The 22036-nt window shown below is 71.7% G+C and carries 18 protein-coding genes; 6 read left to right on the forward strand and 12 right to left on the reverse strand.

The window, feature by feature from the left end; all coding sequences use genetic code 11:
- Nucleotides 1-19 precede the first annotated feature (19 nt).
- The 8 genes from BGP03_RS16070 to BGP03_RS16105 all read right to left on the reverse strand — a co-directional run bounded on the left by BGP03_RS16070 (nucleotide 20) and on the right by BGP03_RS16105 (nucleotide 10016).
- Nucleotides 20-904, reverse strand: coding sequence for an SDR family oxidoreductase (locus tag BGP03_RS16070; RefSeq protein WP_296368659.1), 885 nt, complete (start codon nucleotides 902-904; stop codon nucleotides 20-22).
- Entirely contained in the window at nucleotides 901-2550 is a 1650-nt protein-coding gene (locus BGP03_RS16075; protein ID WP_296368657.1) for an AMP-binding protein, read from the reverse strand. Before BGP03_RS16075 ends, BGP03_RS16070 begins: the two co-directional genes overlap by 4 nt.
- Nucleotides 2547-3569: a Rieske 2Fe-2S domain-containing protein gene (locus BGP03_RS16080; protein ID WP_296368654.1), complete on the reverse strand. Its 1023-nt coding sequence runs from the start codon at nucleotides 3567-3569 to the stop codon at nucleotides 2547-2549. Before BGP03_RS16080 ends, BGP03_RS16075 begins: the two co-directional genes overlap by 4 nt.
- Nucleotides 3566-5500 carry an NAD(P)/FAD-dependent oxidoreductase gene (locus BGP03_RS16085; RefSeq protein WP_296368653.1) on the reverse strand — a complete coding sequence of 645 codons (1935 nt, stop codon included), beginning with the start codon at nucleotides 5498-5500 and terminating at the stop codon, nucleotides 3566-3568. The genes BGP03_RS16080 and BGP03_RS16085 overlap by 4 nt, the downstream gene beginning before the upstream one ends.
- An 85-nt stretch (nucleotides 5501-5585) precedes the next feature.
- Nucleotides 5586-6341, reverse strand: coding sequence for an enoyl-CoA hydratase-related protein (locus BGP03_RS16090; RefSeq protein WP_296368652.1), 756 nt, complete (start codon nucleotides 6339-6341; stop codon nucleotides 5586-5588).
- Between the two features lie 242 nt (nucleotides 6342-6583).
- Nucleotides 6584-7663, reverse strand: a complete 1080-nt coding sequence (locus BGP03_RS16095) for a hypothetical protein (RefSeq protein ID WP_296368650.1) — start codon at nucleotides 7661-7663, stop codon at nucleotides 6584-6586.
- Between the two features lie 37 nt (nucleotides 7664-7700).
- Complete coding sequence (locus BGP03_RS16100; protein WP_296368648.1) at nucleotides 7701-8453, reverse strand: SDR family oxidoreductase; 753 nt, start codon at nucleotides 8451-8453, stop codon at nucleotides 7701-7703.
- 24 nt (nucleotides 8454-8477) lie between these two features.
- Nucleotides 8478-10016, reverse strand: a complete 1539-nt coding sequence (locus tag BGP03_RS16105) for an AMP-binding protein (protein WP_298800927.1) — start codon at nucleotides 10014-10016, stop codon at nucleotides 8478-8480.
- Nucleotides 10017-10141: 125 nt separating this feature from the next.
- On the opposite strand from BGP03_RS16105, the gene BGP03_RS16110 reads away from it, so the two are divergent.
- Both BGP03_RS16110 and BGP03_RS16115 read left to right on the forward strand, forming a co-directional pair.
- Nucleotides 10142-11005 (forward strand): PaaX family transcriptional regulator C-terminal domain-containing protein, encoded by an 864-nt coding sequence (locus tag BGP03_RS16110; RefSeq protein WP_296368644.1) that lies wholly within the window; start codon nucleotides 10142-10144, stop codon nucleotides 11003-11005.
- An 81-nt stretch (nucleotides 11006-11086) separates the two neighbouring features.
- Nucleotides 11087-12310: a cytochrome P450 gene (locus BGP03_RS16115; protein WP_296368642.1), complete on the forward strand. Its 1224-nt coding sequence runs from the start codon at nucleotides 11087-11089 to the stop codon at nucleotides 12308-12310.
- Nucleotides 12311-12371: 61 nt separating this feature from the next.
- Here BGP03_RS16115 and BGP03_RS16120 read toward each other — a convergent pair whose 3' ends face one another.
- Nucleotides 12372-13310, reverse strand: a complete 939-nt coding sequence (locus BGP03_RS16120) for an alpha/beta hydrolase (protein ID WP_296368640.1) — start codon at nucleotides 13308-13310, stop codon at nucleotides 12372-12374.
- Nucleotides 13307-14938: an AMP-binding protein gene (locus BGP03_RS16125; RefSeq protein ID WP_296368639.1), complete on the reverse strand. Its 1632-nt coding sequence runs from the start codon at nucleotides 14936-14938 to the stop codon at nucleotides 13307-13309. Before BGP03_RS16125 ends, BGP03_RS16120 begins: the two co-directional genes overlap by 4 nt.
- Before the next feature lie 96 nt (nucleotides 14939-15034).
- Here BGP03_RS16125 and BGP03_RS16130 point away from each other — a divergent pair, with 96 nt between their 5' ends.
- The 4 genes from BGP03_RS16130 to BGP03_RS16145 all read left to right on the forward strand — a co-directional run bounded on the left by BGP03_RS16130 (nucleotide 15035) and on the right by BGP03_RS16145 (nucleotide 19915).
- Nucleotides 15035-16198, forward strand: a complete 1164-nt coding sequence (locus BGP03_RS16130; RefSeq protein WP_296368637.1) for an acyl-CoA dehydrogenase family protein — start codon at nucleotides 15035-15037, stop codon at nucleotides 16196-16198.
- Nucleotides 16198-17010, forward strand: coding sequence for an enoyl-CoA hydratase-related protein (locus BGP03_RS16135; protein ID WP_296368635.1), 813 nt, complete (start codon nucleotides 16198-16200; stop codon nucleotides 17008-17010). Before BGP03_RS16130 ends, BGP03_RS16135 begins: the two co-directional genes overlap by 1 nt.
- 4 nt (nucleotides 17011-17014) lie before the next feature.
- On the forward strand, nucleotides 17015-18160 hold the full coding sequence (locus BGP03_RS16140) for an acyl-CoA dehydrogenase family protein (protein ID WP_296368633.1): 1146 nt from the start codon (nucleotides 17015-17017) through the stop codon (nucleotides 18158-18160).
- A gap of 135 nt (nucleotides 18161-18295) precedes the next feature.
- Nucleotides 18296-19915: an NAD(P)/FAD-dependent oxidoreductase gene (locus tag BGP03_RS16145; RefSeq protein WP_298800929.1), complete on the forward strand. Its 1620-nt coding sequence runs from the start codon at nucleotides 18296-18298 to the stop codon at nucleotides 19913-19915.
- 66 nt (nucleotides 19916-19981) lie between these two features.
- Here BGP03_RS16145 and BGP03_RS16150 read toward each other — a convergent pair whose 3' ends face one another.
- Nucleotides 19982-20800: an enoyl-CoA hydratase-related protein gene (locus tag BGP03_RS16150; RefSeq protein WP_296368629.1), complete on the reverse strand. Its 819-nt coding sequence runs from the start codon at nucleotides 20798-20800 to the stop codon at nucleotides 19982-19984.
- Between the two features lie 46 nt (nucleotides 20801-20846).
- Nucleotides 20847-22034, reverse strand: coding sequence for an acetyl-CoA acetyltransferase (locus BGP03_RS16155; RefSeq protein ID WP_296368627.1), 1188 nt, complete (start codon nucleotides 22032-22034; stop codon nucleotides 20847-20849).
- Between the last annotated feature and the right edge of the window lie 2 nt (nucleotides 22035-22036).

Genomic DNA, 22036 nt, shown 5'->3' on the forward strand with positions numbered 1-22036 from the left:
GGCGCCGGGGGCTGTGGGCTCATCCCGGGGCCGGGTCGGTGACCCGCCGGCGGATCTGCGACCGGAGGCCGGTCTGGCCGCGGTTGACCCCGACCAGGCCGGCGTCGCCGGGCCGGGTCTGCAGCCGGTTGCCCAGGTCCGGGCCGATGGCGGTCAGGCCCCCGTCGACGGAGATCGCCTGCCCGGTCACGAACTCCGAGTCCGCGCTCGCCAGGAACAGCGCGGTGCCCGCGATGTGCTCGGGGCGGCCGTGGTCGGGCCACGGCTGGACGCTGGGCAGCAGCTTGCGCATCTGCTCCTCCCGGCCCTGGTGCAGCAGTGGGGTGAGGATCACGCCCGGGCAGATCGCGTTGACCCGGATGCGGTGCGCCGCCAGCTCGACCGCGATCGACCGGCTCAGGTTGATCACCGCGGCCTTGGCTGACGAGTAGGCCTGGGGTCCGGCCCCGCCCGAGAGGCCGGCGACCGAGGCGGTGTTGATGATCGATCCACCGTCACCCTGGTCGATCATGACGCGGGCCGCGTGCTTGGTGCCCAGGAACACCCCGCGGACCAGCACCGCGAAGGTGTAGTCCCAGTCGTCGACCTCGATGTCGGTGACCGGACCGAACGCTCCGCCGATGCCGGCGTTGTTGAACATGACGTCGAGCCGGCCGAACTCGGCCACCGCGGTGCCGACCGCCGCGGCGACGTCGTCCTCGTCGGCGACGTCGGCCGCCACGAAGCGGACCGCGTCCGCGACCCCGGCGTCGCCGGCCGCGGACAACATGGCCTTGCCGCTCTCGGCGTTGAGGTCCACCGCCACCACCCGCGCCCCCTCGGCGCAGAAGCGCAACACGGTGGCCAGCCCGAGACCGCTGGCCCCGCCGGTCACGACGGCCACCTTGCCGGCCAGCCGGCTCACGAGGTCGTCACCGACGACGCCGGAGCGACCACGCCGGGCGCGCCGGCGTAAAGCTGCGCGTACTCGACGCGCAGGTGGAACTTCTGGATCTTCCCAGACGACGAGCGGGGCAGCTCGTCGAGCAGCACCACCGCCTTGGGGACCTTGAACCCGGCGAGCCGCTCGCGGCAGTGGGCCTGGAGCTCCTCGACCGACACCGTGGCGCGCGGGCTGCGCCGGACGAACGCCGTGACGGCCTCGGTCCAGCGCTCGTGCGGCAGCCCGACGACGGCGCACTCGGCCACCGCGGGGTGCCCGGCGATCGCCAGCTCGACTTCCAGCGAGGCGACGTTCTCCCCGCCGGTCTTGATGATGTCCTTGCGGCGGTCGACGAACCAGACCACGTTCTCCTCGTCGACCCAGCCGAGGTCGCCGGTGTGGAACCAGCCGTGGCGGAACGCCTCCGCGGTCGCCTCGGGGTTCTTGAAGTACCCCGTCATCGCCTGGGGCCCGCGGTAGACCAGCTCGCCCAGCTCGCCCGCCGGCAGCAGGTTGCCCTCCTCGTCCATCGCCGCGATCCCCATCGTCACGGCCGGTGCGCCCCACGACGTGGTCTTGGTGTGGGCGTGCTCCGGGCGCTGGATCTCGTTGACCGGGGTGAACTCGGTCTGGCCGGAGATCAGCCGGCACTGCGCGTTCGGGAACCGGGAGGCGAGGACCGTGACGCGCTCCGGCGACAGGCTGGCCGCGCCGATCACGCACAGCCGCACCGTGGACAGGTCGCGGTCGCCGATGCCGGGCTGGTCGAGCAGGCCCACCCACATCGGGCCGGTCATCAGGGTCGTGGTGATGCGGTGGGCCACGACGGCGTCGAGCGCGGCGTCCGGGTCGTAGGTGCGCGAGATGACGGTGCAGGCGCCCGCGAAGAGGTGGGGCAACCACATCGCGTTGAGCTGGCCGGTGTGGAACAGCGGCATCACCGACAGCGTCACGTCGGTGTGCTCCAGGTGCATCGCCAGCGCCGTGGAGAGCCCGCTGATCAGCACTGCGAGGTGGCTCGTGGCCACGCCCTTGGGGCGGTCGGTGGTGCCGGAGGTGTAGAGCAGCTGCAGGGTGTCAGCGTTCTCGACCAGCACCTCCACCTCGTCGGTCGAGCCGGTCATCAGGTCCGCGAACGGGGCCACCCGCCCGGTGGCTCCGCCGACGGGTCGGGTGTCGTGCGGCGGCCCGTCGTCCACGACGTACAGCGCGCGCAGCCCGGGCAGCGCGTCCAGCAGCGCCCGGGTGTGGTCGGCGAACGCCTCCTCGGCCACGAGTACGGCGGCCTCGGCCTCGTCGAGCATGAAGCGCATCTCGTCGGTGGTCAGCGCGACGTTGAGCGGCAGGTAGACCAGCCCGGCCTTGGCCGCGGCGAGGTAGGTGACCGGGATGACCCAGTGGTTGCGCGACACCACCCCGACCACATCGCCGCGCCGCAGCCCCGAGGCCAGCAGCGAGCGCGCCACCTGGTTCACCGCGTCGTTGAGCGCGCGGAAGCCGAAGCGGACGTCGCCGTCGACCAGCGCCGGCCGGTCCGGGAACCGGGCCGTCGTGCGGGTGAGCATGTCGCCCACGCACGCGCGCTGGATGAGGTTGGTGGCGAGCTCGGCGTCGTAGGTGGTGCTCACAGCGCCACCTCCCGGGCCGGCTCCTGGGCCGCCTCGACCTCGGCGGGCACGTAGAACTGGCGGGACCACTTGCGGAAGTTCTGATAGGTGGGCGACTCCTCGCGCACGATCGGCGCCCGCAGCGTGTAGCGCATGTTGGACCAGATCGGGAAGTCCATCTCGGTCTGGCGGATCTGCTCCTCGAACACGCGCTGCTCCCGGTGGTCGGGTGGGGAACCGGGCACGGCGTCGGGACGGCGCTTCTGCCACATCGAGAAGAAGACATCGGAGGTCTCGGCGTCGATCGGGGTGGAGCAGACGAACTGGGCGGCCTCGACGTAGTCCATCATCCGGAAGCAGATCAGCCCGACTCCCCACACCTCGATCTCCAGGCGGCCGGCGATGGTGCCACCGGGCGTCAGCTCGGCGCCCTCCCGGCCGTAGGGGTACTCGTGCAGGATGTAGGCGTACGTGCCCTCGGTCTCGAACTTCTCGATCGCCGTGGATCTCGGTGCCCGGTGCACGTAGTGAAAGTGCATGGGGTCGACGGTGTTCTCCGCGACGACCTGCGGCTGGAACGTCACGTCCGCCCAGAGCTTGACCGCGTGCGGCTGGGCCGGCAGGTAGTCGGGGTGCTCGAACTCGGGCAGCGTCGGGGGCTCCCAGGACGGTGGCGCGCCGTCGGGGTGGTGCCACACCAGCACCACGCCGTTGGCGGTCCGGGTCGGGTAGCTGCGCAGGCAGGTCTTCACCGGGCGGGCGCTGTAGGGGATGTCGACGTTGCGGCCCTCCCCGTCCCACGCCCAGCCGTGGAACGGGCACACGATGTCGTCGCCGCGGACGGTGCCGCCGGCGCCGAGGTCGGCACCGAGGTGCCCGCAGTAGGCCTCGACCGTGCGGTAGGCGCCGTCGGCGCCGCGGAACAGCACGAGGTCCTGGCCGAAGTAGCGCATCCGGCGGACGCTGCCGGGCTGCAGGTCGTCGGCCCACCCGACCTGGAACCAGCCTGCGGGGGGAGTGGGGTAGGGGAAGCCCTTCATCGGTTCTCCTCGGTGGAGCGAGCCGGTTCGACGTCGAAGTCGGCCAGGTCGGCGGTGCGGGTCATGTCCCAGTAGTCGATGACACGCCACGGCGTGTTCGTGACCACGCGCCCTGCGGAGTTGCGGTAGTAGGTGCTCATCCCGGGGTGCGACCACACCATCCGGTCGTGCGCCGCATCCACCCGCGCCACGTAGTCGTCGTGCACCTCGGCGCGGCACTCCAGCGCACCGAGCCCGCGCTCGCGCAGCTGCCGCAGGGCGTCGCCGATGTAGCGGGCCTGGCACTCGGCGATGAACATGTAGCTGCCGCCCGCCCCCGGGTTGACGTTGGGTCCGTACATCAGGAACAGGTTCGGGAAGCGGGGCACCGTGATGCCCAGGTAGGCGGTGGCGTCGTCGTCGCCCCACTGCTCCCGCAGGTCCACCCCGCCGCGCCCGCGGACCTGCAGCGGCGCGACGAACCGGTTCACCTCGAACCCGGTGCACAGCACCACCAGGTCCGCCGGGTGCAGCGCGCCGGTGGCGTCGCGCACCGCATCCGCGGTGAAGCCGGTGACCGGCTCGGTGACGAGGTCGACGTGCGGGCGGGTCAGCGCCCGGTACCAGCCGTTGTCCAACAGCATCCGCTTGCCGTAGGGCGGGTAGCCGGGGACGGCCTTGGCCTGCAGGTCCGGGCGGCCGGTGAGCTCCGAGCGGATGTAGCGGGTGAAGTATTCGCGGTGCCCGTCGTTGACGGCGTTGAGCGAGCGCTCGGGGTGCGGCCACTCCGGATCGATCTGCAACGAGGCGTGCACCCGGTCGTTCCAGGTCCAGGCCAGGCGCAGCCGGTACCAGGCGCGGTAGAACGGCACGCTGTCGAACAGCCACTGCGCGTCGGCGTCGATCGGGTCGAAGTATCCCTCGGCGGGGGCGGCCCATTGCGGTGAGCGCTGGAAGACCGTCAGCGCGGCGGTGCGGTCGACGATCGCCGGGACGGTCTGCATCGCGCTGGCGCCGGTGCCGACCACGGCCACCCGCTGGCCGGTCACGTCGAGGTCGGCGGGCCAGGAGGTCGAGTGCACCACGGTTCCGCGGAAATCGTCGAGTCCGGGCAGGTCGGGAACGGTGGGCCGGCCGAACAGTCCGGCCGCGGTGACGAGAACGTCCGCGGTGAGCTCGCGCTGCGCGCCTGTGCGATCACGGACCCGCACCGTCCAGCGCTGGGCGGTCTCGTCGTAGCTCGCGTCGAGCGCCTCGGTGCCGAACAGGATGTCCTCGCGCAGGTCGTAGTGGTCGGCGAGGTCGGCCAGGTAGCCGGCCAGCTCGTCGCGCTTGCCGAAGTGCCCCGACCACGCCCGGGGGAAGAACGACAGCGAGTAGAGGTGGCTGGGGGTGTCCACGCCGCAGCCGGGGTAGGAGTTGGTCAGCCAGGTGCCGCCGACGTCGGTGTTGCGCTCGACCAGCAGGTGCTGCACGCCGGCCTCGCGGAGCTGGACCGCCAGCGTCAACCCGGACACACCGGCCCCGACGATGAGCACCGACTGGCCGGTGCCCGGCGCCACCCGCGGCCGTGGCGGCCGGTCCGGGGCGCCGAGCTCGGCGGCGGCGAGCCGGCCGTACTCGGCGGGCACGTCCTCACCCATCGCCACTCCGAACATCTCGGTCAGCAGCTCGGGGGAGGGATCGGGCAGGGCCGCTGGCACGCCCCCGTACCAGGCCGACACGGCGTCGGTCACGGCATCGAGGATCTCCTCGCGCCGCTCCTCGGGCAGCCCACCGGAGTCGTTGGCGCCGAGCCCGCGGTTGCGGCAAGGGGCGTACGGCGGACGCAGCCAGCACCGGTCGCCGGTGAGCTGGTGCAGCACCATCAGCAGGGTGGGGACGTTGCCGGCGCGTACGGCGGCCCGGAGTCGGGCCCGGTCCATGCGGGCCGGGGCGAGAACCTCTGTCACGACGGCTCCGATGGTCGCTGGGATGCGGGTTGCTCGTTCACCATACCGACCGGTCGGCATGGTGAGCAACCGTTCCCGCGATCCGTCATCGCCCGCGGAACTGGGGAGGGCGGCGTTGCAGGAACGCCTGGGCGCCCTCCCTGGCGTCGTCGGTAGCCAGGACCGCGAGCGCCGCGGCGCGCTCGGCGGCGAGGGCCCGCCGGTGTTCCGCGGTGTAGGTGCGCTTGATCGCGGCGACCGTCACCGGCGCGTTCCCGGCGATCACCGCGGCGGTATGGGCATCGGCCGTGAGGTCCTCGGGTGCGCAGACGCGCCCGACTATGCCCAGTGCGGCGGCCTCGGTCGCGTCGAAGTGGCGGCCGGTGAGCAGCCGGTCCGCCGCCGCCGCCGTGCCGATCTCGCGGGTCAGCGCACTCACCGCGCCGAACGGGTAGAGACCCATCCGCGCTGCCTGCGTGCCGAACCGGGCGCCCGACGCCGCGATCCGCAGGTCGCAGGCGAGCAGCAGCGACATGCCGCCGCCGAAGCAGCCGCCGCCGAAGCAGCCGCCGTTGACGGCCGCGACGACCGGGACGCCGATCGTCGTGGGCCCCAGCAGCGCCGCCTCCAGCAGCTTGAGCGCCGAGCCGGGGTCGGCGACCGCCCGCAGGTCGGCTCCCGCGCAGAAGCTGCCCGCGGTCCCGGTCAGCACCGCCGCCCGCACGTCGGGATCGGCGTCGATCTCGCGCCACGTCAGCGCCAGGGCCCCGGCCGTGGCGGGGTCGAGGGAGTTGCGGACATGCGGGCGGTCCAGCCGGATCGTCCACACCGGGCCGTCCCGGTCGACGTGCAGACTCGTCATCCGCTGTCACGTCCTCCGGTCGTGGCCGGCCCAGCACGGGTCGCGCAGGGCCGGCTTGGACACCAGGCCCAGCGGTGTCGGCGGGATCGATGCCACGACTCCGCCCAGTACCAGACGTTCCCGATCACCGCGCACTCCCGCACGCCGTCGACGCGCAGCAGGATCTCCTCGACCTCCCTCGGGACGCCGGGGTCGTGCAGCGCGGTTCGCGCACCGGCGCCCGCCCGTGTCGCCGTCATCGCCTACCGGGCCAGCAGGTCGGCGGTGTAGTCCTCCTCGAGGCTGCGCTCGCGCGCCCCGATCCGGAACGCCTCGAACACCGGCAAGTGGTCGTCGAAGTCGGCGATGCCGTTCTGCTCCAGCACCCACTTGACCTTCTTGACCGCCGGGCGCGCCGCCTCCCACATCGCGTCGGCGTCCTCACCGGTCATCACCTGCACGGCGCGGCGCAGCAGGCGGCCGTGGGTCTCGGCGAAGTGCCCGGGTGCCCGGTCGGCGGGGCGCATCCAGAAGTTGGACTCGTCGCTCGTGACCAGCTGCGGCAGGGCCAGCATGCCCATCGCGTAGAGGATGCCGTCGCTGGCGAGCTTGGCCAGGAACCGGCGCTCGTCGGTGCCCAGCGCCGGGCGGTCGCGGTCGCGCATCCGCTTCTCGAACAGAAGCCTGCCGTAGGCGACGTGGCGGCGCTCGTCGACGTCGACGTGGCGGTAGCCCTCCTTGAGCGCCGGCCACGCGATGCCGTCGATGATGCGGTCGAACAGCACCATCCCGACGATCTCCGGGGCCAGGATGCTGACCTGCAACAGCCACGGGTTGTCGCCGAGCACGACCTTCTCGGTGTAGGTGGGCCACATGCGCGACTGCTTCCACTCCACCCAGCGCAGGTTCTGCACCGCGCGGTGCTCCAGCTCGGTGCGCGGGGTGAACTCGAAGGGGAAGCCCGGGATCATCGTGGTGGCGACCCGGCGGAAGAACTCCTCGTGCACGAACTCGTCGCGGCCGGTCGCCATGCAGAGCAGGATCAGGCCGTGCTCCTCGTGGCGCTCGTAGAGTGTGGTGAGCGGGTGCAGGAACTGCGGCGCCGCGGCGTACTCGAACATCGCCCCGAGCGCGCCGTGGTAGGCGACGGCGAGCCGCTCCTCCGGATCCAGGGCGTCGGCGTCGACGGTGTCCCACGCCAGCCGGGTCGGGTTCCACGTGAGGTCCTTGGCGCGCTCGTAGACGTTGAGTGCGCGGCGGTCCTCGACCCGCCAGTCGACCGGGTAGATGTTGGGGGCCACCACCGGCGGTGGGGTCCAGTCGCGGTCCATCTGGATCGTCATGTCGCCTCCTGTCGACCCCGCCGGGGCGGTGTCGCTGCTAGGGCATTGCGTATCCGCCGTTGACGCCGTAGGTCTGCCCGGTCACCCAGGACGCGCGGTCGCCGGCGAGGAACGCCACTGCTGCTGCGGCGTCGTCGGGCTCGCCGGTGCGGCCCAGCGGGTAGGCCTTGGCGATGCGGTCCCACAGCTCCGGTGCGAAGCTCGCCTCCGCCTGCGGGGTCCGCGTGGTGCCCAGCGCCACGCAGTTCACCCGCACGCCGTGCCGGCCGACCTCTTTGGCCAGCGCCTTGCTGAACCCGATCACCGCGGCCTTGGCCGCGGAGTACACGGCGGTACGGGGCTCGCCGACCCGGCCGGCCTCCGAGGTGATGGTGATGACCGACCCGCGGCGGCGCTCGATCATGCCGGGCAGCGCCGCGTGGGTCATGTTGAGCACTCCGTGGGTGTTCACGCCGAACTCGCGGGCCCAGTCCTGCGGGCCCGTCTCGATGAACGGCTTCACGATCCACATCCCGGCGTTGTTGACCAGGACGTCCAGCGGGCCGATCGCCTGCTCGGCCTCGGCGACCATGGCGGCGGAGGCCGCGTGGTCGCTGACGTCGCCGGTGACCGCGACCAGGGTGCCGCCGGCGGCACCGAGCTTGGCGGCAGCCTCGCGCGCGCCGGCGGCGTCGATGTCGGCGACGGCCACCTTCGCCCCCTCCGCCACCAGCAGGGCGCTGATCGCGTAGCCGATCCCGCGGGCACCCCCTGTGACCAGCGCCGCGCGTCCGTCGAGTCCGAGATCCATGCTGCTCCTGTCGGTAGGCCGTGCTCAGACGCCGGAGACGCGGCGCTCCATGCCCGCCCAGTGCGGTTCGCGCAGCGTCTTGCGCTGCAGCTTGCCCACCGGGCTCTTGGGCAGCTCCTCGGTGCGGAACTCCATCCGGGTCGGCTTCTTGTACGAGCCCAGGGCGCGGGCGGTCAGCTCGATGATCTCCTGCTCGCTCACCACCGCACCGGGGTCGGTGACGCACACGGCCATCGGGGTCTCGCCCCAGCGCTCGTGCGGGATGCCGAAGACGGCCACCTCGCGGACCGCGGGATGGGAGGCGATGGCGTTCTCCAGCTCGGCCGGCCAGATGTTGAACCCGCCCGAGATGATCATGTCGTCCATCCGGTCGAGCACGTAGAGGTAGCCGTTGGCGTCCATGATGCCGACGTCGCCCGAGAGCACCCAGCCGTCCACCAGACGGGCGGCGGTCTTGTCGGGGTCGTTCCAGAACCCGGCCATCTGGCCCTCGCAGCGGATCGCGATCTGGCCCTCCTCGCCGACGGGCAACGCCTCGTTGTCCGGCCCCCTGATCTCCAGCTCGGCGAACGGCAGCGGGCGCCCGGCCGACCGCAGCGGGTTGGAGCCCTCGACCTTGGAGAACCACTCCTGCGGGCCCATCGCGCACGCCGGCAACGCCTCGGTCTGCCCGTAGAGCTGGTAGAGCACCGGACCGAAGAGGTCGCGTGCGGCCAGGGCGGTGGCGTCGGAGATCGGTGCGCCGGCGACCAGGATGACCTTGAGCGCGGAGAAGTCGCGGCGCCGCGCGTCGGGGTGCTGGGCGAGGGCGCCGAGCAGTGCGGGAACGCAGAACATGTACCCGACCCCCTCGCGCTCCATCACCTCCAGGCATCCGCCCGGGTCCGCGGCCGGCTGCAGCACGTTGACGGCACCCTGCAACCACATCGGGAGGTAGAGATAGCCGGAGCCGTGCGAGATCGGGCCGACGTGCATGCAGACGTCACCGACCTGGACTGGAGGGAAGTTGTAGGTCCAGTCCCGCCCCGACGCGAGCCAGGTCCGGTGGGTGTTCGCGACGCCCTTCGCCCGGCCGGTGGTGCCGCCGGTGTGGCGGATGATGAAGTAGTCGTCCGGGTCGATCCGCGGGTCGGGGTCGGTGTCGGGCTGCGCGGCCAGCCAGCCCTCGTAGGTGGCGTCCCGGACGATGACGTGATCGAGGTCGGGCAGCTCGTCCACCAGCCCGGCGACGTCGGGCAGGTAGCGCTCGGCGACGACGAGCGCGCGACAGCCCGTCCCGCCCATGTTGTTGGCGTGCGCCTGCCTGCTGTCGCGGGCGTAGAGCGGAACGCGCACGAGACCGGCTGCGGCGGCACCCCCGTACATGTCCTGCGCCTCGAGGGTGTTGTCCTCCAGCACCGCCACGCGATCGCCGGGGTTCAGCCCCAGGGCGAGCAGGCCGTTGGCGAGCCGCAGCCCGCGCGACCAGGCCTCGCCGAAGGTCAGCCGCCGGTCGCCGGAGACCACGGCGGTCCGGTCGGCGTAGTAGTGCGCCGAGCGGCGCATCAGACCCCGGACGTCCATCGGTCATCGACCTCCTCGTCGGTGGATCGAGTGTGCTTGATTGTGAGACGGTCGTCAACAGAGTGTCGTAGGATGCCGCCGCTAGGATACGCGGTCGCACGATGCCTACGGCCGCAGGGAGAACGATGGACGCACCCAACGGGTCGGCACCGGCCGGCAGCGGGAGGAACGGGAACGGCGTCCAACGGGCCTCGCAGAGCGCCCGGTCGTTGCTGTTCACCGTTCTCGGCGAGTACCTCCGGGACCCGGGCGCGACGTTGTGGACCGCGGGTGCGGTCACGGCGCTGGGTCGGCTGGGGGTCGAGGAGCGAGCCGCTCGGCAGGCCCTGACGCGGACGGCGCGTGACGGCTGGGTCGTGGCCGAGCGGCACGGGCGCCGGACGTTGTGGCGGCTGACCTCCCGCGCCGTCGAGCACTTCGCGGAGTCCGCGGAGTCCGTGTACGGAGCCAGGCGGCATCCGACCGGTTGGGACGGCGACTGGGTCGCGCTGGTCACCTCGGTGCCCGAGTCCCATCGCGACCTGCGGCACCGCTTGCGCACCCGGCTGCGCTGGGCCGGCTTCGGGCCGCTCGGGCAGGGCGTGTGGATCTCCCCGCGGGTGGACTCGGAGAAGGCCGCTCGGCAGGTGCTGGCCGAGCTCGGCCTCACCGCCAGCGCGGTGTCGGTCGTCGGCCGGATCGGTGGCCTCGGTTCGGAGTACGAGGTCGTGAACCGGGCGTGGGACCTGGGCGGCCTGGCTCGCGACTACGCCGCCTTCGTCGCCGAGTTCGCCGACCTGCGCGGGAGGGACCAACGGGAGCCCGCGGCCGTCTTCACCGGGCTGACCCTGATGGTGCACCGCTGGCGCGAGTTCGTCCTCCGCGATCCCGCGCTGCCGGCGGAGCTGCTGCCCGCGCGCTGGCCCGGCCACGGCGCCCGGGAACTGTTCTACCGCCGCCACGACGCCGAGCACCCCGTCGCGAGGGCGTGGCTCGCCGGTCTCGGCTGACGGCGCCATCGCCGCACCACTGCTGACCAGATGTACGACACCAGCTTGTACATCGTCGATCGGATGTCGTAGGTTTGTCCGGTGGCTGCCACCGTCGACCTGCTGACCGCCGACGCGGTCACCGATCCGCACGCGATTTTCGCGGAGCTCCGCGACCGCGGCCCGGTGGTCTGGAGCGACACCCACCGCGCCTGGATCGTCACCGGGTACGACGGGGTCGCCGAGGGCTTCCTGGACGCCGAGCGCCTCTCGTCCGACCGGCTCACCCCGTACTGGGCCCGGCTCACGCCCGGGCGCGCCGCCGTCCTCGGCACCACCTTCGACGTCCTGCGCGGCTGGATGGTGTTCCACGACCCACCCCGCCACGCCCTGCTGCGCAACCCGGTGCGACGCGCGTTCACTCCGCGTCAGGTCCAGCGGCTGGCGCCCGGGATCGAGAGGATCGCAGCCGAGCTGCTCGACGGGATCGCCGAACGGGGCACCTGCGACCTCAAGGCCGAGTTCGCGTTCCCGCTGCCGGCCCTGGTCATCGCGGACCTGATGGGGGTGGAGGGCGCCGAGCGGTATCGCTTCAAGGACTGGTCGGCCAAGCTGGCGGCGATCGTGTTCGGTGAGTCCGACAACCCGCAGCGCGACGCCCGGGCGGCCGAGGGCAGCGCCGAGTTCGTCGACTACTTCAGCTGGCTGGTCCGGCATCGTCGGGAGCACCCCGGACCGGATCTGGTCAGCGCGCTGCTCGCCGCCCAGGCCGAGGACGGCGACGGGGAGCTGAGCGAGCTGGAGCTGGTCGGCGCGTGCACGCTGCTGCTGTTCGCCGGCCACGAGACGACCACGAACCTGCTGTCCAACTCGGCGCTGGCCCTGATGCGCCACCCCGACCAGGCGGCGCTCCTGCGGGCCAGGCCGGAGACGGTGGACACGGCTGTCGAGGAGCTGATCCGTTTCGACGGGCCGGTCAAGACCATGGTCCGGGTCGCGGCCGGGACCCACGAACGCGGGGGGCGGACCCTCGTGCGGGGGCAGACCGTCTACCTGTCGGTGGCCGGCGCCAACCGTGACCCCGCCGTCTATGACGGGGCAGACGACCTGCGACTCGACCGCGTCCCCGGCCGGCCCGGCATCAGCTTCGGCCAGGGCCTGCATTTCTGCCTCGGCGCGGCGCTGGCCCGCCTCGAGGCTCGGATCGCGGTGCCGGCGTTGGTCAACCGGTTCCCGGAGCTGGAGCTGGCGACGCAGGACCTGAGCTGGGAGCCACAGATCCTCACCCGCGCCGTCCGTGAGCTCCCGGTGTCGGTCGGGACCTGACCGCCCGGTCGCCCCCGCGGGCGGGGTCCGCCCGTCCTGCGCCCCCGCGCCGGCGACCACGTCAGCCCGTTCGTACCGTGGGTACGAAGCCGTGCCGCCGCAGGAACTCCGCGATCGCCGCGAGGCCCTCGTCGTGTGCGGGGTGGGTCGGCAGCTGCAGGAAGGCGTGCGGGGCGTCGTCGAGCACCACGAGCTCGTGCGTGACGCCGGCCTCGGCGAGGTGCGCGGCGAACGCGGTGGACTCGTCGCGCAGCGGGTCGCGCCCCCCGACGGCCACCAGCGTCGGCGGCATCCCGGCGCCGTGGCCCTCGGGGCTGAGCCGGGGGTCACCCCGGACAGCCTCGAAGTCCTCGGCCGGCAGGTAGAGCTGCGTGTGCGCCTCCTGCCCGGCCAGCAGCGGGGCCAGCACTGGCAGCGCGCGGTGGTAGTCGTAGATGCCGTAGAGCAGCAGCGCACCGGCCACGGACCGGCCCGCGTCCGTGCCGGTGAGGACGCACGCCGACAGGTTCGCCCCGGCGGAATCCCCGCCCACGATCATCCGGGACGGGTCACCGCCGTACTCCGCGGCATGCCCAGCCGCCCAGCCGACGGCGTACTCCGCGTCCTGGACGGCGGCGGGGAACCGGTGCTTGGGCGCCCGCCGGTAATCGACCGAGACGACGAGCAGGCCGAGCGCGGCGAGCTCGGTGGCCAGCCGGCGATGGGTGTGGGGTGCGCCCATGACCCAACCGCCGCCGTGCAGGTAGATCAGCACCGGGAAGGGCGGCTCGCCGAGAGGGACGGTGATGTCGGCACCCAGCCGCCAGCCCGCCACCTCGCGCATCGGCACGGCGTGGTGCACCGCCGCGACCGGAGGTCCCCCGGCATTGACGTAGTCGTCGTAGGAGCCGAGAAGGGCGGCAGGGGAGATCCCGTCGGGCGCCCGCAGCGTCAGCTGGAACTCCAGCAGCGGGCCGGGCACCGGGGTCGTCGTGTCCGTGGTCGTGCGGTCCGGGCTCATCGGGACCCGGCGTCGAGCGCCCGCAGCTCGACCCGACGGATCTTGCCGGTAATGGTCTTCGGCAGCTCGTCGAGGAAGGCGATCTCGCGGGGGTGGTTCCAGCCGCCGGCGGTGCGCTTGCAGTGCTCCTTGAGCTCGGCCACCAGCTCGTCGCTGGGTTCGTGGCCCGCCGCCAGCGCGATCCAGGCCTTGACGACCTGGCCGCGCTGCGCGTCGGGCTTGCCGACCACCCCGGCCTCGGCGACCGCGGGGTGCGACAGCAGGGCGGCTTCGATCTCGGTCGGGCCGATCCGGTAGCCGCCGGAGGAGATGACGTCGTCGCGGCGACTGCTGTACCAGAAGTACCCGTCCTCATCGATCCTCGCCAGGTCACCCGTCCACTGCCAGCCGTCGCGCAGGACCGCGGCGGTCGCCTCGGGCCGCTCCCAGTAGCCCTGGGTGAGGGCCGGGTAGTCCGGCCGGGACACGATCTCGCCGACCTCGCCGGTGGTCAGCTCGTTGCCCTCGTCGTCGACCACAGCCACGGTGAGCCACGGCAGGGCCGGGCCCAGGCTGCCGGGCTTGATGGTCATGTCGTTGCGGTTGCTGCACAGCGCCGCGCCGTTCTCGGTCTGCCCGTAGCACTCGACGATCGGCGTGCCGAACCGGCGCCGCGACCACTCGAGGGTCTCCGGGTCGAGCGGCTCGCCCACGGTGCCGAGCCGGCGGATCGGGACGGGTCCACCCGCACCGGGCAGCCCGGCCTCGCCGGAACGCATCATCCGGTAGGCGGTGGGCACCGCGAACATGGTGGTGACGCCCTCGTCGCGGATGATCGACCACCAGCGGGCGGGGTCGAACTCGCCCTCGTAGGTCACGAAGCCCTGCCCGTAGCCCAGCGTGCCCAGCGGCAGCAGGACCCCGGTGATCCACGCCAGATCCGAGGTCGGCCACATGACGTCCTCGGGCCGCAGCTCCAGGGTCAACGCGACCAGCGCGAGCGCCCCGACCAGCAGCTGGTGCCCGTGCACCGAGCCCTTCGGCCTTCCGGTGGTGCCGCTGGTGTAGAAGAGGAACGCCGGGTCCTCGGCCGTGGTGTCCGCCACCTCGACACCCGCCGGGGCGGCGGACATCCGGGAGGTCAGGCCGCCGGGACCGTCGTCGTCGATCAGCACCACCGTGGCCCCGACGGCGGCGGCCGCCGCGCGCACGGTCGGCTCATGGGCCCGCGCGGTGACGATCACCCGCGGTCGGGCGTCCTCCACCCGGACGGCGACACCGTCGGGGCCGAATGTGGTGGACAGGCAGCTCCACACGGCGCCGACCTTGAGCGTGCCGAGCAGCAGGGCCCAGTGCACGGGCAGCCGGGGCATCATGGTGAACACCCGGTCACCCTGGGCCACGCCGAGCGCGCGCAGCGCGCCGGCGACCCGGTCGGAGGTGTCGGCGAGCTCGGCGAAGCCGACGTCGCGCGAGGAGCCGTCGGCCCCCAGCCAGCGGATCGCCCGTGCCCCGGAGTCGCGGTAGCGGTCGCACACCTGGACCGCGAGGTTCATCCGGTCCGGCACCCGCCACTGGAAGCTCTTGGCGATCTCGGCGTTGCCGGTGTCGCGCAGGGTCGCGTAGTAGGCCGTGTCGACGTCGGTCACGGTGACTCCCGTTCAGGGGTGTTGTGATCTAGATCATCGTGATTATCATCCTGAATGTGCGGGCGGGCAAGGCTGCTCACCGACGGGGAGGACATCGTGGACTTCACCCTGACCGATCGTGAGCGCGAGTGGGTCGAGCTCGGGCGCACGCTCGCCGCCGAGTTCGCTCCCCGGGCCGCCCGCTGGGACTCCGAGGCGGCCTACCCCGAGGAGAACCACAAGCGGCTCGGTGAGCTCGGACTGCTCGGCGCCGCGCTGCCCGTCGACTTCGGCGGGGGAGGGGCCAGCCTCGTCGAGTGCTACCTGTTGGTCGAGGAGATCAGCAAGGCGTGCGCCAACACCGCGCTGCTGGTGCACGACCAGAACGTCTCCGGCCGGATCCTCGCCACCTACGGCGGCCCCGGTCATCGCGAGATCCTGGAGCGGCTCGCCGCCGGCACGGCGGAGGTGACCATCGCGATGACCGAGCCGCAGGCGGGCTCGGCGCTCTACGAGCTGACCACCACCGCCCGCCGCGACGGTGACGAGTGGGTCGTCGACGGCGGCAAGACCTACAACTCCTTCGGCGACCGCGCCGCTGCGCATCTGGTCTACGCCCGGTTCGCCGAGGCCGGCTCGGCACCGTCGTCGGGTCCCGAGGGGATCGGCATCGTGCTCGTGGACGCCCACCGGGAGGGCGTGTCGACCACCCCGATGGGTCGCAAGCTCGGCATGCGCGGCGTGGAGGAGGTCCACCTGCACTTCGACGGGGTGCGGGTGCCCGCCGCCAACGTCGTCATCGAAGGCCGGGCGGGCTCCACCGAGGGCTTTACCCGGCCGCTGGAGGTCTACAACGCCACCCGGGTCGGGATGGGGGTGATGGCGCTGGGGATCGCCCAGGGGGCGATGGACGTCGCGATCGCCCACCTGCGCACGCGCCGCCAGTTCGGCCGCCGGCTCGCCGACTTCCAGGGCCTGCAGTGGATGCTCGCCGACGCGGCCGTCGCGGTCGAAGGCGCCCGGTTGCTGTGCTACCGGGCACTGGCGGAGGTCGACGCCGGCCGCACCTCGGCCTACCACTCCGCCTGCGCGAAGGTCGCCGCCACCGAGGGCGCGTTCCGGGTGGTCGACGACTGCCTGCAGATGCTCGGCGGCGCCGGGTACTTTGCCGAGGCGCCGCTGGAGCGGATGCTCCGCGACGTGCGCATGTTCAAGATCACCGGTGGGACGACCCAGATCCTGAAGAACACGATCGGGCGCGCGCTCGTGGGCAGGCCCTGATGGCGGCGGTCGGCCCGGAGAACGGGACGCCGCCGGTCGTCGTGGAGTCCGTCGGCCGGGTCGGAGTCGTGCGGCTCGACCGGCCCGGCAAGCTCAACGCCCTCGACGGACCCACCATCAGCGCGCTGCGGGCGGCCGTCGCCCGCTGCGCCGCCGACGACGGGATCGCCGCGGTGCTCCTCGAGGGGGCCGGGCGGTCGTTCTGCGCCGGCGGGGACCAGGGCGCCGGCGCACAGCCGCCGAGGGGGCCCTACGGCTGGTACTCCTACATCGCGACCGAGGCCAACGCGCTGGTCCGGGAGCTGTTGGGGATGCCCAAGCCGGTGGTGGCCGCCGTGCAGGGCCATGCCTACGGCGCCGGGATGTGCCTCGCGCTGACCGCCGACCTGGTGGTCGCCGCCGACGACGCCCGGTTCTGCATGCCGTACCTGAAGATCGCCAACAAGCCCGACTTCGGGGCTTCCTACCTGTTGCCGCGTCGGGTCGCGAGCCTGTCGGTCGCCAAGGACCTGATCTACACCTCGCGCGTCGTCGACGCCCCCGAGGCCCTGCGGCTGGGGCTGGCCAACCGGCTGGAACCCGCGGCCGGGATGCGGGCGGCCGCGCTGGCACTGGCCACCGACCTGGCCGCGGGACCGGCCCAGGCGCTGGCGCTGTCCAAGGCGATCCTGGACCGCTCGCTCGACTCCGACCTCGACACGGTGCTGGCCCTGGAGGCCATGGCGCACGGCATCGTCAAGGTCTCCCGCGACCACGCCGAGGGTGTCGCCGCGTTCTTCGGCAAGCGCCCGCCGACCTTCACCGGGGAGTAGACCCATGGACTTCGACTTCACACCCGAGCAGGACGCGCTGCGCGCGGCCGTGCGCGAGATGATGGACCGGGAGGCCCCCGAGGAGTACCTGCAGCGCCTGGACCGGGAGCACCTCTTCCCCCACGAGCTGTGGCGGCGCTGGGTCGAGATGGATCTGCTCGCCATGCCGTTCCCGGCCCGCTACGGCGGCCTGGACGGGGGCGTGCTCGAGTTCGTCATCACCGCCGAGGAGATCGGCCGCAAGGGCTACGACCTCGCGGGTGCCTACGGCATGACGGTGTTCCTGGGACTGCTGCTGGTGCGTCACGGAACCGACGAGCAGGCCGACGAGATCGTGCCGGGCATCGTCCGGGGCGAGCGCAGGCTGTCGATCTCGATCACCGAGCCCGACGCCGGCTCGGACGCCGGCGCCATGCGCACCTTCGCTCGCGCGGACGGCGACGACTTCCTGATCGAGGGTCAGAAGGTCTTCTCCACCGGGGCCGGGCTGCCCGACAACACGATCCTGCTCTTCGCGCGCACCGGCCGCGACGACCGCAAAGCGATCTCGTGCTTCCTGGTGCCCAACAACACTCCGGGCCTCAAGGTGGTCCGGCTCGACACGCTGGGCCGGCACTCGATGGGCACGTTCGAGCTGTTCCTCGACGACGTGCGGGTCCCCGCCGCGAACCTCGTCGGCGAGCTGCACGGGGGCTGGGACATCCTGCTCGCGGGCCTGGAGTTGGAGCGCACGATGACCTGCGCGGCCTACGTGGGCAACGCCCAGACCGTGGTCGACCAGGCGCTGGCCTATGCGCGGGGACGCGAGCAGTTCGGCCGGCCGATCGGCGATTTCCAGGCGATCGCGCACATGCTGGCCGACATGCAGACCGCGGTGGACGCCGCGCGGCTGCTGACCTACCGGGCCGCGACGCTGGTCGCGCAGGGCCGTCCCGCCCGGCAGGAGGTGGCGATGGCCAAGCTGTTCGGGTCCGAGACGTTCGTCGACGTCGCGAACAAGGGCATGCAGGTGCTGGGCGGCTACTCCTACATGATGGACTTCCCGATGCAGCGCCACTTCCGCGACGCGCGCATCACCACGGTGACGGCCGGAACGTCGCAGATGCAGCGCAACCACATCGCCCGCGGCATGGGGCTGCGTCCCCGCTGACATCGGCTTATTAATGCCTCGATGTGGGGCACGCCATGTCGGCCCGTTCCCCTGACGATGGACTCAGGTGCCTGAGCCACAGGCCTACACGATGCCGAGCACGAACCTGCCACGGGTTCACGACGGGGAGAACATATGAGTCAGGTCCAGACGGACACGGTCGAGGAGCTCGACGTCCTGGTGATCGGCGCCGGATTCGCGGGCATCTACCAGCTCGACCGGCTACGGTCGCTGGGGTACTCGGTGAAGGTCTACGAGGCCGGCTCGCGGATCGGCGGTATTTGGTACTGGAACTGCTATCCCGGGGCACGGGTGGACAGCGACGGCCCGATGTACCAGTTCTCCCGCGAGGACCTCTGGAAGGAATGGGAGTACTCCGAACGGTTCCCGGACTGGAGCGAGGTCCGGAGGTACTTCGACTACCTCGACGAGAAGCTGGATCTGAGCAAGGATATCCGGTTCGACGCCAGGGTCACCTCGGCCGAGTTCGACGAGACGCGCCGGCAGTGGATCGTGCGGGCGAGTGACGGATCGACGGTGCGGGCCACGTTCCTGGTTCCCTGCACCGGCTTCGGCTCCAAGCCCTACGTCCCGCCGATCCCCGGGCTCGACTCCTTCCGCGGCGAGTGTTACCACACCGGCCTGTGGCCGCAGTCCGGTGTCGACCTCGCCGGCAAACGCGTCGGGGTGATCGGCACCGGGGCCAGCGGCGTCCAGGTCATCCAGGAGGCGGCCCGCGACGCAGCCGAGCTCACCGTCTTCCAGCGCACGCCGAACCTGGCGTTCCGGATGGGCCAGCAGACGCTCACCCCAGAGCAGCAGAAGGAGATCAAGGACGGCCAGGCGGCCGGCTACGCCATCCGCACCACGACCTTCGGCGGCTTCGACTACGACTTCCTGCCCATGTCGGCCCTGGACGTCAGCCCCGAGGAACGCGAGGCCACCTATGAGCGCATCTGGGGCATGGGCGGCTTCACCTTCTGGCTCGGCACCTTCCAGGACGTGCTGTTCGACGCGAAGGCCAACGACACCGCCTACGAGTTCTGGCGGAAGAAGGTGTGGGCACGGATCGACGACCCGGCGGTCGCGGAGAAGCTTGCGCCGGTAGTGCCGATCCACCCACTCGGCGTCAAGCGGCCGTCGCTGGAGCAGAACTACTACGAGGCCTACAACCAGGACAACGTCACCCTCGTCGACCTGCGGGCGAACCCGATCGAGGAGGTCACCGCCACCGGGGTGCGCACCGCCGCCGGCGAGGTGGAGCTCGACATACTGGTCCTCGCCACCGGGTTCGACTCGGTCACCGGCGGACTGACGGCCATGGACATCCGCGGTACCGGTGGGATCACCATGCGGGAGAAGTGGGCCGACGGCGTCAGCGCCTATATGGGCGTGGCCACCGCCGGCTTCCCGAACCTGCTGTTCCTCTACGGGCCGCAGAGCCCGTCGGGGTTCTGCAACGGGCCGACGTGCGCGGAGATCCAGGGCGAGCTGATCGTCCGGATGATCGACGACCTGCTGCGGAGCGGCCGCACGCGTGTCGAGGCGGACGTCGAGGCGGAAGGCGCGTGGCGCGAGCACGTGGCCGAGCTGGTGGTGCCCACGCTGTTCGACCGGGCCGACTCCTGGTACATGGGAGCGAACATCCCCGGCAAGACCCGGCAAATGCTCAACTATCCGGGCGGTCTGCCCACCTATCTCACGAAGTGGGAGGAATCCGCGGCCAAGGACTACGCGGGTTTCACCATCACCTGATCCGGGGGCGTGCGGCCCGTCCGTTCCCGTGGGCGGGCCGCACGACGCCATCGGGTCGGCCGCTCCTCAACGGTAGGGCGAGAAATCCGGTTTGCGCTTCTCCAGGAACGCCGTGGCGCCCTCCTGCTGCTCGCCGGACTCGAAGAACGTGGGGTTGATCTCCTCCAGGAAGTTGTCGGGGATCTGCCGGTCGCGCAGCGGCTGGTACTCGTCGTCGAAGCTCTTCTTCAGCACCTTGAGCACCGTCGGGCTCAGGGCGAGCATGTCGTTGGCCCAGCGGCGCACCTCGGCGTCGAGTTCGTCGGCGGGCACCACCGCGTTGACCAGGCCCCAGTCGAGCATCTGCGCCGCGGTGTAGCGCCGGCACACCAGCCACATCTCCCGGGCCCGCTTGGCGCCGATCGTCCGCACGAGGTAGGACACGATCGCGCCCGACGCCGGGCTGCCGACCCGCGGGCCGTTCTGGCCGAACTTCGCGTCGTCGGAGGCGATGGTGAGGTCGCAGTGGTAGGCGAGGTGGTTGCCGCCGCCGATGCACCAGCCGCGGACCTTCGCGATCACCGGCTTGAGGCAGTCGCGCATCGCGTCGTAGAGGCCGACCATGAAGTCGTCGCCGCCGCCCTTGTTGTCGCGCAGCTCCTTGAGCCCGCCCTCCTTCTCCCAGCTCATGTCGCCACCCGCGCAGAAGGCGCGCTCGCCGGCTCCGGTCAGGACGATCACGCCGACGTCGCTGTCGGCACCGGCCCGCCGGAACGCGTCGATCATCTCGCGGACGGTGACGGGGGTGAACGAGTTGAGCTTGTCGGGCCGGTTGATCGTGATCGTCGCGACCGAGTCGGCCACGTCGTAGAGGATCTCGGTGTAGGTCGCGGTGGTCTGGGTCATCGGTGACTCCTTCGTGCAGATGGACTGGGTGGTCCGGCGCGGCGTGTCAGTCGCGTTCGGCTCCGACGATCGAGGCGAACGAGACGCACGCGCCGGGCGCGCCGCCGAGGTTGTGCGTCATTCCCAGCCGGGGGCTCGCGAGCTGGCGCTCGCCGGCCTCGCCGCGCAGCTGCAGCCACATCTCGAACAGCATCCGCAGCCCGCTGGCGCCGATCGGGTGCCCGAAGGACTTCAGGCCGCCGTCGGGGTTGACGGGCAGGCCGCCGCCGAGGTCGAAGAAGCCCTCCAGCACGTCCTTCCAGCCCTGGCCGCGCTCGGAGAACCCGAGGTCCTCCATCAGGACCAGCTCGGTGGGGGTGAAGCAGTCGTGCACCTCGGCCATCGAGATCTCGGTGCGTGGGTCCTTGACTCCGGCCTGCGCGTAGGCGTCCTCGGCGCAGCGCACGACCTCGGTGAAGGTGGTGTAGTCGTAGGCGGGGTCGAGCGGTCCCTCGGCCGGGCCGGCCACGAACGACAGCGCCTTGATGTAGATCGGCCGGTCGGTGTAGCGGTGGGCGTCCTCGGCCCGCACGATCAGCGCCGCGGCCGCGCCGTCCGACACCCCCGAGCAGTCGAAGATGCCGAGCTGCCCGGCCACCAGCGGAGAGCAGGCGATGGTCTCCTTCGCGACCTCGGTGCGGAACTGCGCACGAGGGTTCTTCGCCCCGTTGGCGTGGTTCTTCCAGGCGATGTGGGTCATCACCTCCTTCATCACGTCCGCGTCGACGCCGTACTTCTTCGAGTACGAAGGCGCGAGCAGCGAGAACATCGCGGGGGCGGTGAGTTCCGACTCGGTGCCGTCGTTCGCCGGGGTCGGGATGACGAGACCGGAGAAGCCGGAGTCCTTGAGCTTCTCGACCCCGACGGCCATCACACAGTCGTACGCTCCCGAGGCCACGGCGTAGGCGGCGTTGCGGAACGACTCCGACCCGGTGGCGCAGTAGTTCTCCACCCGGGTGACGGGCTTGTAGCCGATCTTGAGCGGCCGGGACAGCGTGAGCCCCGAGGACCCCGAGCCCATCGTCCCCAGCCAGAAGGCGTCGATGTCGTCCTTCTCGACGCCGGGCACGGAGCCGATGCACTCGGTGACGGCGTCGATGAGCAGGTCGTCGACCGACCGGTCCCAGTGCTCGCCGAAGGGCGTGCACCCCATGCCGACGATGGCGACCTTGTCGCGGATACCGTTGCTGGCCATGA

It is taken from the genome of Pseudonocardia sp. 73-21, assembly GCF_001899645.1.
Taxonomy (GTDB): domain Bacteria; phylum Actinomycetota; class Actinomycetes; order Mycobacteriales; family Pseudonocardiaceae; genus Pseudonocardia.